The 16,324-nt window shown below is 35.7% G+C and carries 15 protein-coding genes; 5 read left to right on the top strand and 10 right to left on the bottom strand.

Going from position 1 to position 16,324, the window contains the following annotated elements; all coding sequences use genetic code 11:
* Positions 1–83: 83 nt before the first annotated feature.
* Complete coding sequence (locus P164_RS05680; RefSeq protein ID WP_234405822.1) at positions 84–1,514, top strand: aldehyde dehydrogenase; 1,431 nt, start codon at positions 84–86, stop codon at positions 1,512–1,514.
* On the opposite strand, the gene P164_RS05685 is transcribed toward P164_RS05680, so the two are convergent.
* The 8 genes from P164_RS05685 to P164_RS05720 form a co-directional block, all read right to left on the bottom strand.
* Positions 1,511–2,158: a response regulator transcription factor gene (locus P164_RS05685; RefSeq protein WP_028375481.1), complete on the bottom strand. Its 648-nt coding sequence runs from the start codon at positions 2,156–2,158 to the stop codon at positions 1,511–1,513. The genes P164_RS05680 and P164_RS05685 overlap by 4 nt on opposite strands.
* 60 nt (positions 2,159–2,218) lie before the next feature.
* Entirely contained in the window at positions 2,219–3,013 is a 795-nt protein-coding gene (locus P164_RS05690; RefSeq protein ID WP_051621231.1) for a sensor histidine kinase, read from the bottom strand.
* A gap of 140 nt (positions 3,014–3,153) precedes the next feature.
* Positions 3,154–3,819, bottom strand: a complete 666-nt coding sequence (locus tag P164_RS05695; RefSeq protein ID WP_028375483.1) for a hypothetical protein — start codon at positions 3,817–3,819, stop codon at positions 3,154–3,156.
* 12 nt (positions 3,820–3,831) lie between these two features.
* Positions 3,832–4,329 carry a hypothetical protein gene (locus P164_RS05700; RefSeq protein WP_035899364.1) on the bottom strand — a complete coding sequence of 166 codons (498 nt, stop codon included), beginning with the start codon at positions 4,327–4,329 and terminating at the stop codon, positions 3,832–3,834.
* Between the two features lie 177 nt (positions 4,330–4,506).
* On the bottom strand, positions 4,507–5,361 hold the full coding sequence (locus P164_RS05705) for a biotin-dependent carboxyltransferase family protein (protein ID WP_028375485.1): 855 nt from the start codon (positions 5,359–5,361) through the stop codon (positions 4,507–4,509).
* The gene (gene pxpB / locus P164_RS05710) at positions 5,354–6,082 is read right to left on the bottom strand and encodes a 5-oxoprolinase subunit PxpB (RefSeq protein ID WP_028375486.1); all 729 of its coding nucleotides are present in this window, start codon (positions 6,080–6,082) and stop codon (positions 5,354–5,356) included. The genes P164_RS05705 and pxpB overlap by 8 nt, the downstream gene beginning before the upstream one ends.
* Positions 6,079–6,831: a 5-oxoprolinase subunit PxpA gene (gene pxpA, locus P164_RS05715; protein ID WP_035899365.1), complete on the bottom strand. Its 753-nt coding sequence runs from the start codon at positions 6,829–6,831 to the stop codon at positions 6,079–6,081. Before pxpA ends, pxpB begins: the two co-directional genes overlap by 4 nt.
* Positions 6,828–8,051 carry an Nramp family divalent metal transporter gene (locus tag P164_RS05720; protein WP_028375488.1) on the bottom strand — a complete coding sequence of 408 codons (1,224 nt, stop codon included), beginning with the start codon at positions 8,049–8,051 and terminating at the stop codon, positions 6,828–6,830. Before P164_RS05720 ends, pxpA begins: the two co-directional genes overlap by 4 nt.
* Before the next feature lie 140 nt (positions 8,052–8,191).
* Between P164_RS05720 and P164_RS05725 the strand changes: the two genes are divergently transcribed.
* Entirely contained in the window at positions 8,192–8,929 is a 738-nt protein-coding gene (locus tag P164_RS05725) for a hypothetical protein (protein WP_035899367.1), read from the top strand.
* Positions 8,930–9,006: 77 nt separating this feature from the next.
* Entirely contained in the window at positions 9,007–9,831 is an 825-nt protein-coding gene (locus tag P164_RS05730) for a hypothetical protein (protein ID WP_028375490.1), read from the top strand.
* Positions 9,832–9,904: 73 nt separating this feature from the next.
* Here P164_RS05730 and P164_RS05735 read toward each other — a convergent pair whose 3' ends face one another.
* Entirely contained in the window at positions 9,905–12,775 is a 2,871-nt protein-coding gene (locus P164_RS05735; protein WP_035899560.1) for a M16 family metallopeptidase, read from the bottom strand.
* Positions 12,776–13,175: 400 nt separating this feature from the next.
* Between P164_RS05735 and P164_RS05740 the strand changes: the two genes are divergently transcribed.
* Positions 13,176–13,901: an SOS response-associated peptidase gene (locus P164_RS05740; protein ID WP_028375492.1), complete on the top strand. Its 726-nt coding sequence runs from the start codon at positions 13,176–13,178 to the stop codon at positions 13,899–13,901.
* 174 nt (positions 13,902–14,075) lie between these two features.
* On the opposite strand, the gene P164_RS05745 is transcribed toward P164_RS05740, so the two are convergent.
* Entirely contained in the window at positions 14,076–15,614 is a 1,539-nt protein-coding gene (locus P164_RS05745) for a YifB family Mg chelatase-like AAA ATPase (protein WP_028375493.1), read from the bottom strand.
* Positions 15,615–15,862: 248 nt separating this feature from the next.
* Between P164_RS05745 and P164_RS05750 the strand changes: the two genes are divergently transcribed.
* The gene (locus tag P164_RS05750) at positions 15,863–16,324 is read left to right on the top strand and encodes a hypothetical protein (protein ID WP_051621233.1); all 462 of its coding nucleotides are present in this window, start codon (positions 15,863–15,865) and stop codon (positions 16,322–16,324) included.

The following is a 16,324-nucleotide window of genomic DNA, read 5'->3' on the forward strand; positions in this document are numbered from 1 at the left end:
TCATTATTCTCTTTTAATGAAATAAAACCAATTCATAAAGAATTTCGTATTTTCAGTTAAATAACCCTATTAAATCGTAATTCTTGATATCTAAAACCGAGTTCCCTACCTCAGTTGAGCAAATTGAAGAAATTCATAAAGCACAGCAACTTTTTTATAAGACTAAGGCTACTCTTTCTGTAGCTACCCGGCGAGAGAAACTGCAATTGCTTAAGGAGGTTTTATTAAAATATGAAGTAGAAATTTGCGATGCGCTCTATGCAGACTTTAAGAAGCCTTTATTTGAAAGTCAGATAACCGAATATATTTTAGTGTTGCGTGAAGTTAAACGCGCACTAGATAAGCTCAATACCTGGACAAAGCCAAAACGTGTTCGCTCAAGTATTGTAAACTTTCCATCTCGTTCTAAAATTATTTTTGACCCTTATGGCAATACACTCATAATCGCTCCGTGGAATTATCCATTTCAACTTATAATGGCACCATTAATAGCGGCTGTAGCGGCTGGGAATACGGTAACCTTAAAGCCTAGCGAACTTACTCCGAACACATCAAAACTGATAGCTCAACTAATTTCTGAAGTTTTTGAGTCCAAATATGTGGCTGTAGTACAAGGTGGTGTTGAGCAATCTCAAAAACTTTTGAATCTAAGATGGGACTATATCTTTTTTACCGGAAGTCCTAAAGTGGGTCAAATTGTGTATGAAGCTGCTGCAAAATACCTCACTCCTGTAACTTTAGAATTGGGCGGTAAAAATCCGTGTATTGTAGATAATACTACTCCCTTAAAATTGGCTGCAAAGCGCATCGTTTGGGGAAAATTTGTAAATGCGGGTCAAACGTGTATAGCTCCAGATTATCTACTCGTAAATGAAACGGTAAAAGCTGAATTTCTAACCTATCTTAAAGATGAAATCATACGTGCCTACGGACAAAACGCACAGGAATCTCCAGATTTTCCACGTATAATAAATGAATCTAATTTTGAGCGTCTCGAAAAATTGATAGATAAAGACTGTATTGTACATGGTGGGTATGTAGATAAAACAGATTTGTTTATTGCGCCTACCGTATTAGATTTTAGTAAAATAATAAGTAATCAAGATCTTCAGGACCTGCCTAATGCGATGCAAGATGAGATTTTTGGACCTGTGTTGCCTGTAATAGGGTATTCTAATATTTCAGAGCTTAATGATTGGATTGAAAAATTTGAAAAGCCGCTGGCACTCTACATATTTTCAAAAAACAATCAATTAATAAATCATATTTTAACATCATACTCTTTTGGAGGTGGTGCTTTAAATGATGTAGTCATACAATTTACAAACGACAGATTACCCTTTGGAGGCGTGGGTAAAAGCGGTATAGGAGCCTATCATGGGTATAAATCTTTTGAAACCTTTTCGCATAAAAAATCTATAGTAACCCGTGGTACCTGGTTAGATATACCGTTTCGGTATGCGCCGTATTTGGGCAAAACAAAATGGATCAAGAAATTAAATAACTGGCTTTAATTATTGACAATTTTGTTTTTTAGAGCATATAAGACAAGCCCTATTCTACTGCGCACTTCTAATTTTTTAAATAAAGTATCTCGGTAATTATCTATGGTTTTGGGACTTAAACACATATCACTCGCGATTTCTTTATAGGTTTTATCTGAGCAAGCCAATACCATAAACTCCAATTCACGCTCAGAAAAATTAACGTGATCTTCATCATTTTGCTTGTTAGAATATCCTTTTAACAGCGCTGTAGTCACATTATCTGTATAATAATGCCCCTTTTTCGCCACTTCAGTTAATGCATGATTTAAAGTATCTGGGTGTATGTCTTTTAGCAAATAACCTTTACTCCCAGCCTTTAACATTTTAATGATGGTTTCCTCATCATCATCCATAGATAAAGCGATGGTTTTGATATTTGGTTTATGTTCATTAAGCCAATTTATAGTTTCAAATCCATTCATAACCGGCATATTAATATCAAGTAATATGATATCAGGATCTTGTTTTGCCGTATCTAGTTTATTAATGAGGTCATTACCATTACGCGCCATAAAAGAAACGCTAAAACCTTCAAAACTATTTATCAACCCCTGAAGCGATTGGGCAAAAAGTATATGGTCATCTACAACTCCCACTACACAGTTATTCATAATTTAAGGAATATGATAGGTTAAATTTTCAATTTTAAAATTAAGCAAATAAAATGAATATTATTTTTTTAGGTACCTGATATTGAGAATCGTACCACTTCCTTTTTCTGAAAATAAATCAAAATGTGCGTTTAGTAAAGCTGCTCTGCTTTTCATATTTATTAATCCCGAACTGGTGTGCCCTTCTGCCAAATCAAAACCTACCCCGTTATCTGATGCCTGCACGTGTAACTCACTCGGTAAATATTTAAATATAAATTTTAGACTGTCTGCCTTAGCGTGTTTAATTACATTAGTTGTAAACTCCTGTATAATTCTAAAAAGAATTAAATTATCGTCTTGCGGTAAATCCCAGCATTCACCACTAACTTCGAGGCTGGTTTTAAGAATACCTAATTTTTCAAGGCGCGTAAGTTCGTTTTCGGTGCTCTTAATAATACCCAATTGGTTAATTACTTCTTTATTGAGACTACGTGAAAGTTCCCGAATCTCTTGTAATGATTTTGCGACCAAACTTTGTATTTCTGAAACGATTGCCGTCTCTTCTGGCTCCTGTTTTTTAAGTAATACATTAAGCTCAAGGTTCGCTACAGATAGTAATTGTCCTATATTATCGTGAAGTTCCCAACTAACATTTTTAAGTGTCATTTCTTGAATTTCAAGCTGGGTACGAGCAACTTCTTCAAGATATTGTAATTCGGCATTATTACGTTCTGTAATGAGTTTAATTTTTCGTTTTTGAAATAATGTAAATAGGATAATTACAAGAATAAACAGGGTAAGTAACACGGCAGAGCACACAATTATAAGTACTTCAAAGGACTCGCGAAATTGCTCTTGCTCAAAAACTTGCATTTGATTTACATTAAGTGACTCAATCGTAAAATGAAATAAATTTAGAAATAAAAAAGCCAGTAAAAATAAGTAAACAACTTCAAATGAGACATTTGAAGTAAAAATTCAATAAACCTATACTTAGGTGGTCTCAATATATTTTAATGGCCTTCTTTAGATATTGGGTGCTCTATAGCATTTCGGTCTGCACGTATAAAAGCAATAGAAAAACAACAATACTGTATACAATTAATTAGAAATAACATAACACTAAGTATTATAGGATTTTCTTTAGACAAAAAAAATAGTGCGATGTAAAATGGTAAATAGGTAATGCAGTACACCAGAATACCGAATGATACCCAGAAATAAGGCGATAAGGTTATATGCAGTACTACTTCACGATTTAGCAATTCTATAAAATAAAATGCCACGGTAATGATTAATAAAAAGGTTCCTAAGGCAAAAGAATAAGTCGCATTTATTAAAACCAATCCCTCGAGAACAGATACATCAACAATCCAAAAAAATACATAAACGATAAAAAATACTTTTACAATTTGCCTCCTGAGTTTAGAAATCAATAAATAATGGTACCAACCTAAGAAAAATGCGAAGTGTATGAGCACATAAATATTATACAAAAGAATATTAGGTATTTTAAAGAATTCATAAGATATGCCTGCTACAAATTCATTTAAAACCACATAAATTAAAAAATACAGGATATACTTAAACTGAAAATTTTTAAATTCTTTGTACTTCACAATACCTATAGCTACAGCTATAAGTTCTAGGTATTGCGAATAAGAGCCCAACTCATCCATACAAATTCTAGTTTAGTAATTTGATGCCGGTGGAGTTCTTGCGTGGCCCATATTGAGAGGAGCGATTTCTAAATCATCTCCACCTTGTATAGGTGCCAGATTTATTAAAATTGTTCCTTCTTTTGCCGAACTCGTTCCTGTGGGAACTATAAATAGCGTGCCTAAACCTGCTCGTTTTCTATCACCATAATTACTAGGGTATGCACCCTGATATATACGCAAACCCTGTACTGTCATACCTTTCTCATTAGCCTGAGATTTTGCATAAGCGATATAGGCTTCTATATCTTCTATAGACCACCAGCTCGATCTGCTTTCTTCCATCCCTAAAGCATTTTCAAGTACACGCTGTCGCGTTTCGGTATAGGTTTTATCAAGCAGTTTTGCCTCTTCAATTGAGATTACCCCGCTAGGCGGTTTTACCATACTCATTGAATTATCTGTGCAACTTGAATACATTGCTAATAAAAATGTAATTGGTAAACCTATTTTAAATAGCTGCTTTCTCATTATTTATAATTTTAATACCTACTTCTAAAGTATGTCTTTAAAAGCTCACATAAATAAAAAGAAAGCAAATAGGGGGAAATTCCCCCTTAAAATGAGGTCTTTATAGCAAAATTAGCTTGTGATAGAAATATCTTAAATATTATACAAGTATAATTTAAAATAATAAATATTTTTATGCTACGCTGAAGTTAACGTAAAGCGCACACCCATTCCCGGAGTTTTCTGTGAAAGTCTACATAAACCTATTTCCTGAATTTGTAGGACTCTGGGATAACCTCCTGTAACCTGACAATCTCGCATTAAAGCTATAAGGCTTCCTCCAGGAGTTAGTTGAATTGTTCCAGGCAGAACAGGACCCGTAAGTATGCCTTTTAAGGTATTTGGTAGGCGCTCTTTAAATGGAATTGCCATTCTGTTTCCCGCTGGAGTTAGGGTATAATCAATTGTAAATAAGCGCCCTTGTAGAGCTTGAGGAAGTAAATCAAATTCCGGTCCCTTATAAACCGGTATCTCCTTAGAAAAAAGCTGCTCGCTATCAACTACAACACGAGCACCAGCACTATCTTTTGAAGTTGCTGCAGATAATAGCAATAAATCATCTTTTTGCAAACGTGAGGTATTTGTAATCCCAGCATAAAAGCTACAACTTCCTAATACCTTCTTAGACTTGAAGCCTCCCCATACTGCTAAATACGCTCTAAAGCCTTTTTTAAGAGCCTTAAAACTTAATATTGCATTCTTTGACACATAATATGCTTTAGCATTAGAAATAGGCTTATTGTCAAGATAAACCTCAAACTCTGCTCCACAAATACAAATCTGTGTTGCCTCTTTAAAGTGAAGTTCGGGACCGGTCATCGTAATTTCTAAAACTGCCGCATTTTTAGAATTATTGAGCAATAAATTTGCCCGAGCTGCAGAAAGACTATCCATAACTCCACTTACGGGAACGCCATAATGTGAAAAGCCTCGCCTACCTAAATCTTGAATACTTGTATAAAATCCAGGTTTGATTACGCGTACTTCATTCATCGATCTCACATTTTAACTGAAAGTTTCCACTTCGTATTGCATCTTTTATGTGATGGTATTCCGGTTTTGAAATGGCATAAAACTGAATGCGATCACCAGCTTCAAAAATGCTTGGCTTTTCAGCTTCTACTTCGAATAAATTAATGGGTGAATTGCCTATAATTTGCCATCCTGCAGGGCTGCTATTCGGGTATATCCCGGTTTGATTTTCAGCTATACCAACAGCTCCTTTCATTACCGCTTTTCGAGGTTCATATTTTCGCGAGGTAGCGAGTCGGTTATCCATTCCACCCAGGTATAAAAAACCGGGTAAAAATCCCATAAAATAGAGTGTATAAATAGGTGCTGTATGCAACTGAATTACTTCGTTTACTGTTAACGATTTTAGAGCTGACAAAGCCTCCAGATCAAGGCCAAATTCGAGATCATAACATACCGGTATTTTGAATAAATTTCCTTTATAAACTTTAGACTCAACGCTGCTAAAATCAATAGTCTGAAGTGCTTTTAAATCATCATAGATATATTCTATTGAATTATTATAACTTACTAATAATGAATTATATGTATTATTTACATAAACCGTTGATTTAATTATGTTTTCAACCAAATAATCTTTTACACCCAGGAGCCAAAACAAGTTTTCAGGAGCTATCTTAAAATCCCATTGCAGCAGAATACTACACTCTCCAAATCTGTTTATTTTAGGTTTTAAATTCAAATTACGGTTTGTATTTTAATAGCATTCGTATTTAGTTCTTTGTTTAAAAGCTTTACGATTTCTACGGCTTTTGGTGTATCACCGTGCACGCAAATAGTATCAATCTTTGCGCTTATAAATTCGCCAGAAAACGTTCTTATTTTATGGTTTAAAACCATATTTAAAACGTGTTCTACAACATCGATTTTTGCTGTAATAATAGCATCATTTTTTGACCTCGAAACTAAACTTCCGTCGGGCTCATAATTACGATCTGCAAAAGCTTCATAAATCACTTTAATTCTTCCTTCTGCAACGCGACTCATCATAGAATTAAAAGGAGCATAAACCGGAATTGAAGGGTACAATTCTTCGATTAAATCTATTACCAATTCAGCATAACGTTTATCTTTTGCACATAAATTATAAAGTGCGCCGTGGGTTTTGATATGATGCAATGCTACGTCCTGTTCTTTGCAAGCTATGGCAACCTTTTCTATTTGTTTCCGTAGTGAAATGCCTAATTCTTTAAAAGATAATGGCATAATTATTCTTCCAAAATTAGCCCGATCAGGAAAGGAAGGATGCGCCCCTACTCCAACATTATGCTTTTTTGCAAGTGCAACTACGCGATTTATGGTTTCTACATCTCCGGCATGTACACCACAGGCAAGATTGCACGAACTTATATAAGGCATCAACGCAGCCTCATTACCTATGCCCTCACCCAGATCGCAATTAATATCTATAAAATGAGTTTCTAATTTCATAAAATTCCTAATACACTTAAAATTGCACGCGTTCCTAAAATGACAGTAATTAAGAGTATAACAAGACTTGCAGCATTTTTAAATTTTGAATTTCGGTAAGATCCTAATAATTCAGTTCGATTTGCCAGCCAGATTAGAATACCCGCAATTACGGGTAATAAGATACCATTTGCGATTTGTGCAAATTGTATGATTTGTATGGGTTTAATACCAAATGCGGCCAGAGTGACTCCAAGAATCAAAATAATCATCCACGTTATTCTAAAATAACGCGATTTAAGCCCTTCTTCCAGGTTTAAACACCCTTGTGCAACATATGCTGCTGCAAGTGGTGCAGTGATCGCAGAAGTGATTCCTGCAGCAAAGAGTCCTAACCCAATACAGTAACGGGCAGCACTTCCGTAAAGAGGTTCTAGACTTTGAGCAAGACTTGTGGCGCTGTTTACATTTTCACCGCTTAAGGAACTGGCTGCTATTATCACGCACATAGATACCAAGCCTCCCAAAATTACAGCTACTATTGTATCTCTTCTGGCTGCAGGTAGGTCTGCCTTGTTTTTCCATTTTTGATTTACCAGCGAGGCGTGTAGAAATAAGTTATACGGTACAACGGTTGTGCCTACTAAAGCGACGATCATTAAAATGCTTCCATCAGGAAATGAAGGAACAAAACTATTTTTTAGTAATTCAAAAACGTCTGGTTTAGTTAAAACTGCAGTAATCACAAACGATAAGCTCATTAAAATTACTAATATCAGAAATACCTTTTCAAGCACTTTATAATTGCCTATATACAATAAAATAAATGCAATACCCCCTATTAAAAAACTATACCCGTTTACCGAAATTCCTTTTAAAACAAATACTCCGCTTTTTCCTAAAGCCTGTAGCCCCAGAACTCCGCCGCTTATATTACCGCCTTCGTAGGCTGCATTACCTAATACAATTGCTGCTAATACGAGGCCTAAAATAAATTTACGCAGTATACCGTGCGGTAATTGTGTACGTAATACCTGAGAAAGTCCCATTTGAGAAACTAGACCTATACGCGCTGCGGTTTCCTGTAAAATTACGGTCGCTACAATAGAAAGCGTCATTGCCCACAATAACGTAAACCCAAATTGCACTCCGGCAAGTGTACAAACGGTTACCGTGCCGGGACCTATAAAGGCAGCAGCAATTAAGGCTCCGGGTCCTATATTTTTAAAAGGATTTCGCATAAATGAATCGTAAGTTTTAAATATAAAAATAATGCCGCGTTACAAGAAACGATACGGATACAAAAACAGATTGAAGTATACGCGTAACTAAAATGATTAAAATCTTAATTTAGAGGTGTTAAGCTAATATTTATACCGTCATGAACTCCAGAAAACCGAATAAAATATACAAATCACTCCATTTAAATTACAATACTGATAATGGAGTCTGGCTGCATCAAGGCAAAACCCTGCGTAAAATTGTAGGCACGGCAGGAATGCTTCTCCCCATTTTATTACTAGCAATATCCTTAACCTTTTTTGAACTTCACGGTCCTTTAGAATCTATTAGTCATTATTATTTTACAAGAGCCTCTACCCTTTTTACCGTAATAGTAAGTCTTATAGGAATTTTCTTAATCGTTTATAGCGGTGAAGAACGTATAGACTTTTGGGTTTCTAATATAGCAGGTTTTTTTGCACTCTGTGTTGCATTTTTTCCTACTACAAACTTGGCAACAACCTGTTGTGATGTCACTTTACCCTATGCAGTAACATATTTTGAAGAACAGACCGAAGGATGGAGCTCCCTGTTTCATTATTTTTCTGCTGCTGTTTTTTTACTTGCCCTGGCCTTTATGTCGCTATTTCTATTTGTAAAATCTGATACGCCAAAAGGAAAACGCTGTATTGAAAAAGTACGCCGTAATCGGGTTTATCGCATCTGCGGAATTCTAATGCTGGCAGCTATAGTGGTTATTTTGTTAGGCACATTAAATTTAATTAATGAGGAATTTTACGATAATTATAAACTTACCTTCTGGATGGAAGCTCTTGCGGTAGAATGCTTTGGCTTTAGCTGGCTGGTTAAGGGAGAAGCTTTAATGGGTGACAAATAAAACTTAAAATTTTATGCCTACTGAAAAGAGAATGCATTTAAATAGTACTTTTCGTCTAAAATTTAAGACCTCTTATTATGAACCTAAAAGCATTGTATTTTCTTGCTTTACTTCCTTTGGCGATCACATCTTGCGACACTGCAAGCTCTGATGATGAAAATCCTGAAACGCAAAATCCTGCACTCCGTGTGCAAATAACTACTAACACCGCTACTCCATTTATAGATTATATACTCGAAGCTGAAATTAAAACCTCTAATTCTATCAAAGAAGTTGAAGTTACAGATGATGGAGGAGCTTCGTATACGGCAAGAGAATCTAGTGAACCAGACGGACAGGGTACTCAGGTAAAATTATATTTCAGTTATGCCACTTTAGGAACCCGTAAATTAGAGTTTAAAGTCACAGACATTTACGGTCAGGTGGTGCCGTTTAGTGAAACCATAACCGTAACCCGTGGCAATGCAGTACGTATTCTTTCTGCGGAAGTGATTTCGTTTTATAAAAAAGATCAAACCTGGGACCCAGAGTTTGCAGATACAGATGTAAACAGACTTGCAGATGTAGGGATTGGTCTTCTAAAATCAAAACTTAACGACCGCTTTGGAGGTACTGACTACACAATGTACCGGTGGTACATTTCAGAATCCCGTCAAAATCAATCTAATCTGTTTTTTGATTTAACTGATGAAGATTTGTACATCGATTTAAATAAAGAAATTAGAATAGGTCTTGCTGATGACGATGGTGGAAATATCGCGCAATCTTTAATTCCTGATTTTCCGGATTATCGGATTGTAGATCTTAAAACCTATGCTACAACACGGCCCAAAGTCATTACACTTAAGGATGATTCTATAGATCTTGAAATTAAGTTTACCGTAGAATGGCCTCAGGGATAATCTGATTTTAAAATATAGAAAACCCGCTAAACAATAAGTTTAGCGGGTTTTTAGTTTAGACCGTTTTGATCGTCTATTTTTTTATTTCTTCAAGTTTAACTTCTTTACCATCTTTATCAAGTAGTACAACTTCATCAAAACCCATATTTTTAAATTGCTGGTATTGTGTTGCTGCATCACCTACAACCAGGTAAGCCATTTTAGACTCATCCAGATATTTATTGGCCAATTGTTTGTGCTGCTCTAAAGTCATATTATTAATAGTTGACTCTTCTTTCTCAATATAATTAGCATCAAGACCATATGCACTGCGCTCTTGTAACATTCCTAATAACGAACCTTGAGTTTCAAAACGACGCGCATTTGACTTAATCAGGGCATTTTTAGTAAAATCAAGATCTTCTTGAGAAATGCCAGATTTATACTTGGCAATCTCATCTTTAAAAATACCTACAGACTCTCCGGTGGTATTAGTACGCACACTTGATGATGCAGTAAAGGTTCCCGGTATTTTGGTTCCGCTAAAGCCCGAACGTGCTCCATAGGTATATCCTTTCTCTTCACGTAAAACAAGGTTCACATTACCAGAGAAGGAGCCTCCCAGCTTATAATTCATAACCTCAGCAGCATAAAAATCTGCATCTGTACGCGGCATTGCGATGTATCCTATATTTATAACAGATTGCTTAGCATTAGGTACGTCTACAAAATAAAGAGAGGCTTTATCTCTGTTATTAGCAATAGGAAATTCTGGAATTGTAACCTCTTTTGCTTCCCAATTTTTCTTAAGTCCGTCAAGCGCTGCAAGTGCCTTATTTTCTGAAATATCACCTACAATATGAAATTTACTAACCGAAGGTGAGAAATAGGCATTATAGTAATTCTTAAGATCCTGAATCGTAATCGCTTCAACAGATGCCACTGTTCCTGAGGTAGGTTGTGCTAGTGGGTGATTTTCACCATAAAGCATTTTATTATATACGCGGTTAGCAATTACTTCAGGATTTGCATCAGAACGTTTAATCCCATTAATAGTGCTTGTTTTAATACGCTCAAATTCTTTCTCATCCCAACGGGGCTGTAATAAAATCTCTTCTACGAGCGCCATCGTTTTCTCATAATTACGAGCTAATGTATTTCCGCGTATAACAATAGATTCATTTGTCGTGTACATATAAATACTAGCCCCCAGGCGATCTATCGCTTCTTCTAATTCAAGTGGCGTTTTAGTAGCAGTACCTTCCATTAAAATATCGGTCATAAGGTTTGCTACACCATTCTTTTGAGGATCGTCCAGTAAATGTCCACCATCTATTACAAGACTGAAATTTACTAGAGGTAACTCATTTTGAACAATACCATACACTTCCATCTGGTTTGGCAAATTAGCGGTCCAGGAATCTGGGATATTTAATTTTGGAGTTTCACCCATTGCCGGTGGTACAGATCGATCAAATTTTGAAGGTGTTTTTTCAATAACTTTATCAGATTCTACGATTTCTGTCTTTACATTTTCAGTAATTTCTTCCTCAACAACTTCAGCTTTTTCAGAATTTTCTGCAATGAGCTCAAGTTGGCCTTTAGGAACAAAACTGGTTAAAATAAATGGTTTACCTTTTATATATTTCTCATAAACACGCATTACATCTGCTGCAGTGACCTCTTTAATATTCTGAATGTCTTGTTCGATAAAGTTAGGGTCACCTGCAAAAACATCATATTGTGCAAGCTGAAATGATTTACCCAGTACACTACTAATACCGTTATAAAATTCGGTTTCCTGCCCTGCTTTAATTCGCTCAATATCACTTTCTTTAACGCCTTCTTTTTCAAACAGAGCAAAAGCTTTATTGATACCGGTTTCTACACTATCCAGGTCAACACCAGAATTAGCAGTTACTGAAATTCTAAACTTTCCGGCAATTTGGTCTGCTCCATTCCAGGCATAGGGTTGTGATGTCACCTCCATATCTTCCACCAAAACACGATATAAGGGTGCGTTTTTTCCGTCTGATAATATTTCGCCTAAAAAATCAAGCGCATATGCATCATCTGTATACTGCTCAACTGCCGGCCATACCATATTAAGCTGAGGTGCCGTTGCAAAATTATCTTCATGATATAAACGTTTTGTAGCGGCTAATGAAACATTTTGAACTTCTAGAGGTGCAACTTCCTGGCGTTTTTTAATTTCCCCAAAATACTTTTCTACAAGCTCTTTTGCTTTAGCATTGTCAAAATCTCCTGCAATTACCAATGTGGCATTATTAGGACCGTAATACTTGTCGTAAAACTCTTTAACATCTGCTACGGTAGCATTTTGTAAATCTTCTAGTTCACCAATAACCTGCCAGCTGTATGGATGGCCGTCTGGAAATAAATTTTTATCAATTACCCAACTTGTGTGACCGTACGGATTGTTATCTACGCGCTGACGCTTTTCGTTTTGAACCACCTCCTGCTGGTTTGCAAATGCAGATTCTGTAACGGTATTAATTAAGAATCCCATACGATCTGATTCTAACCATAAAACGGTTTCTAATGCATTGTTAGGTACAACTTCATAATAAACCGTACCATCTTGCCATGTACCCCCATTTAGGGTCCCTCCGGCATCTTGTATGGTTTTAAAAAATTGATCCTGAGGTACATTTTCTGACTCTTGAAAAAGCATATGCTCAAATAAATGAGCAAAACCGGTACGCCCTTTTTTCTCACGGTTAGACCCCACACCATATTGAATTGCTACAGAAACAATGGGATCACTGGTGTCTTGATGTAAAACAACGTTTAAGCCATTTTCAAGTTCGTACTTCTCATAATCGATAGATAACTTCGCCTCTGCAATATCCTCATTTTTTTCTGCTTTATCATCGCAGGAAACAAGTGAAACCACAAACAGAGACAACATTAATGCTATCGGTGTCCATTTAGTTTTGATCATAGATATTCGTTTTTGATTAATAAAATTTAAAGAGATCATTTTAATTTGTTATAAATGACGCATTTAACGATGTTAAGTTACAAAATCCTTAAACTATTTATAACAAAATATCAAAAAGACTAAATTTTATGTAAAATCAAAACCATATTGCCTGCGCTATTCTTGCCTCATCATCAAAGAACTTTTAAATTGCTTTGTTTTATTAAGTTTCTAAACAATTAACCCTTCTGGCAATCTTAAAAATCAAACTATTGACGTCTGCCGGAAGAATACATTATTGCTGAGCGCAAAATGGGAGCTTTAAATCATCATATTCAGAAATTTCAATCTTAATATTTGCTATATGATTTGTAATTTACTTGTATCAATTGAAAACTTTAAATGATTAAAATATCGTGATATGTGTAACGCTACGGCATTAACCAAAACAAAAAAACGTATTGAAGAAGTTTTAGATAAAACTTTTGAAATACCCTTAGAATATCAACCCTATTATCATTTAAATGGCTTTAGTCACGGAAATCTGCAAATAATTAGGATGGATGAAAATGAAAAAATTTATCCTGCAATGTGGGGTCTAATTCCAGCTTACGGTTTAAATAATATCCCTGAATTTCAGAAAAAATACAATACGCTTAATGCGAGAAGCGAATCAATATTTAAATCAAATACCTTCAAACATTCTATATTAGAAAAACGCTGTTTAATACTGGCTGATGGTTTTTTTGAACCTCATCATATAAACGGAAAGCCCACTCCCTATTTTTGTTATCAACCCTCTGATGAAGAGGGTGATGATAGCCGAAAATTATTCTTGTTTGCTGGGCTATATTCAGAAATAGATAATGAAACCCACAGTTGTACTATTATAACAACTAATGCAAATGATTTTTTTGCTGAAGTACACAATAAGAAAAAAAGAATGCCTCTAGTGCTAGATTCTGAATTATATACCGATTGGTTAAGTGATTCTCACAACGAAAAAACACTGAAGGATTTATTAAATGATGGCTTTACCAGAACGAAATTTGATGCCTACCCGGTAAGTAATACAATATATCATAAGAATGTTGATTCTAACGTAGCCAGAGCAATACAACCCGTTGAAAAAACAACCTTATTTTGATTTGAAGGATAAAAAATTTAAGATAAATACACCCTTTAAAAGGTTGATAGTGTTACTTATAAAAAATTTATAAATGACTTAATGACCTTAATTTAATTGAATACTGAATATTTTCTTAAGCTGATAAGACCGGTGATGATTAATTTTACAGTAAAATAATTAATACGTGTAGTATTACCCCAACCATCCCTCGCGATCCAGACTTCTGTATTGAATCGCTTCACTAATATGGTGACTTTCTATATGCTCAGATGCTTCTAAATCTGCTATTGTTCTAGACACTTTTAAAATACGGTCATAAGCACGAGCCGAAAGATTGAGTTTTTCCATAGCCGATTTCAGTAAATTTTTGGAGTTTTCATCAAGTGCACAGTAGGTTCTTATTTGTTTAACACTCATTTGTGCGTTGTAATGTACACTACTATTCTCTTTAAACCGTTTTGTTTGTAACTCGCGTGCTGCGGTTACCCGTTTTCTAATATCTACACTACTTTCTGCTCTACGCTCATCTGAAAGTTTATCAAAAGGTACGGGTGTTACTTCTATATGAATATCTATACGGTCTAAAAGCGGACCGCTTACTTTACTTAAATAGCGCTGCATTTCTGCGGGAGTACTGGTTACCGGTGCACTGGGATCATTAAAATACCCTCCCGGACTTGGGTTCATACTCGCTACCAGCATAAAACTACTGGGATAGGTTACGGTAAATTTTGCTCTTGAAATCGTGACTTCACGGTCTTCAAGAGGTTGTCGCATTACCTCAAGAACGGTGCGTTTAAATTCGGGTAACTCGTCAAGAAACAAAACACCATTATGCGATAAGGAAATTTCGCCGGGTTGCGGGTAGGCTCCACCACCTACTAATGCGACATCTGAAATCGTATGATGCGGACTGCGAAACGGCCGTTGCGCCATAAGTCCTACGTTTTCTCGCATTCTTCCGGAAACGCTATGAATTTTTGTTGTTTCTAAAGCCTCCCTTAAAGTCATAGGCGGTAGTATAGATGGCAAACGTTTTGCCAACATCGTTTTACCTGCTCCCGGCGGACCTATTAAAATTATATTATGTCCTCCTGCTGCAGCAATTTCCATACAGCGTTTAATAGATTCCTGGCCTTTCACATCAGCAAAGTCAAAATCAGGATGTTCTAAGGCATTAAAGAATTCACTGCGGGTATCTACAATAGTGCATTCTAGTTCTGCACCCGTATCAAAATGGTCTATTACCTGAGAAATAGAATCGATGCCATAGACTTCAAGATCTTTAACGATAGCGGCCTCACGGGCATTCTGGCTGGGTAATAGAAATTTTTTAAAACCTTCTTCCTGTGCTTTAATCGCAATAGGCAATGCTCCACGTATGGGTTGTAAGCTTCCGTCTAATGACAGCTCTCCCATAATAATGTATTCATCCAGATGTTCAGCATTAATCTGTCCGCTAGCAGCAAGAATACCTATGGCTAATGTAAGATCGTAGGCACTACCTTCTTTACGCATATCTGCAGGAGCCATATTGAGTGTAATTTTCTTTCCGGGAATTTTAAGATTATTGTTTTGCAGGGCTGCGGCGATTCGGTAATTACTCTCTTTAATCGCATTATCGGGGAGTCCTACCAGATGATAACCTATTCCTTTATCTATGTGTACCTCGACCGTTATTGTTGTCGCTTCTACACCGAAAACTGCTGATCCATAAACCTTTGTGAGCATAACTTTAAGTTGGTTTTCTAAAGAAACAACATAATTTTTAACTATACCAACCTAATTTTCAACAAAATAAAATCTAAATTATAAAGTTTATGCAATATTCAACATTATCATAAAAAGACTTAAAACTCATAATTACATTATAAATCAATAATCTATTATACATAAAGTTATCTACGACAATTAAAGACTTTTACGTATCTTAAGAATTCGCCAACTAGCATATATAATTTAACCAAAAGCCTTCTCTAATGACTCAACCTGCCACATTCACTACACTTATTTTATTCTCGCTTTTTTCTAGTTTTTCTGGCAATGGGCAACAACTAACAGAAGCTGAGTATGCAGAAAAAGGAAAATACATATGGGAACATTTTGTACCACAATCGGGGCAGGCAAAATTTGTACAGGGAGAGTTGTTACGAGCAATAGAAAAGCTACGAGATGAAGCACAGCGCAATGGTAACGGTAATTTTAATAATCAATGTCATGGTTTGCTTGTTGATTATTTAAGAAGTAAATTAACAGACCCAACTCTTTTTTCCGAGGAAAAAATACAGGGAATTAATGCTGAGTTAGATTTATTAAATAATGCACAGGCTCCTTATACACACGATGCACCCTATGATTACATCACAAATAGAATTATAGACTGGTTTATGCATTATGGAGAATCATTAGAACACACTCCCAATCCTAATCTAAATTGTTAA

Source organism: Leeuwenhoekiella sp. MAR_2009_132, from assembly GCF_000687915.1.
Lineage (GTDB): Bacteria > Bacteroidota > Bacteroidia > Flavobacteriales > Flavobacteriaceae > Leeuwenhoekiella.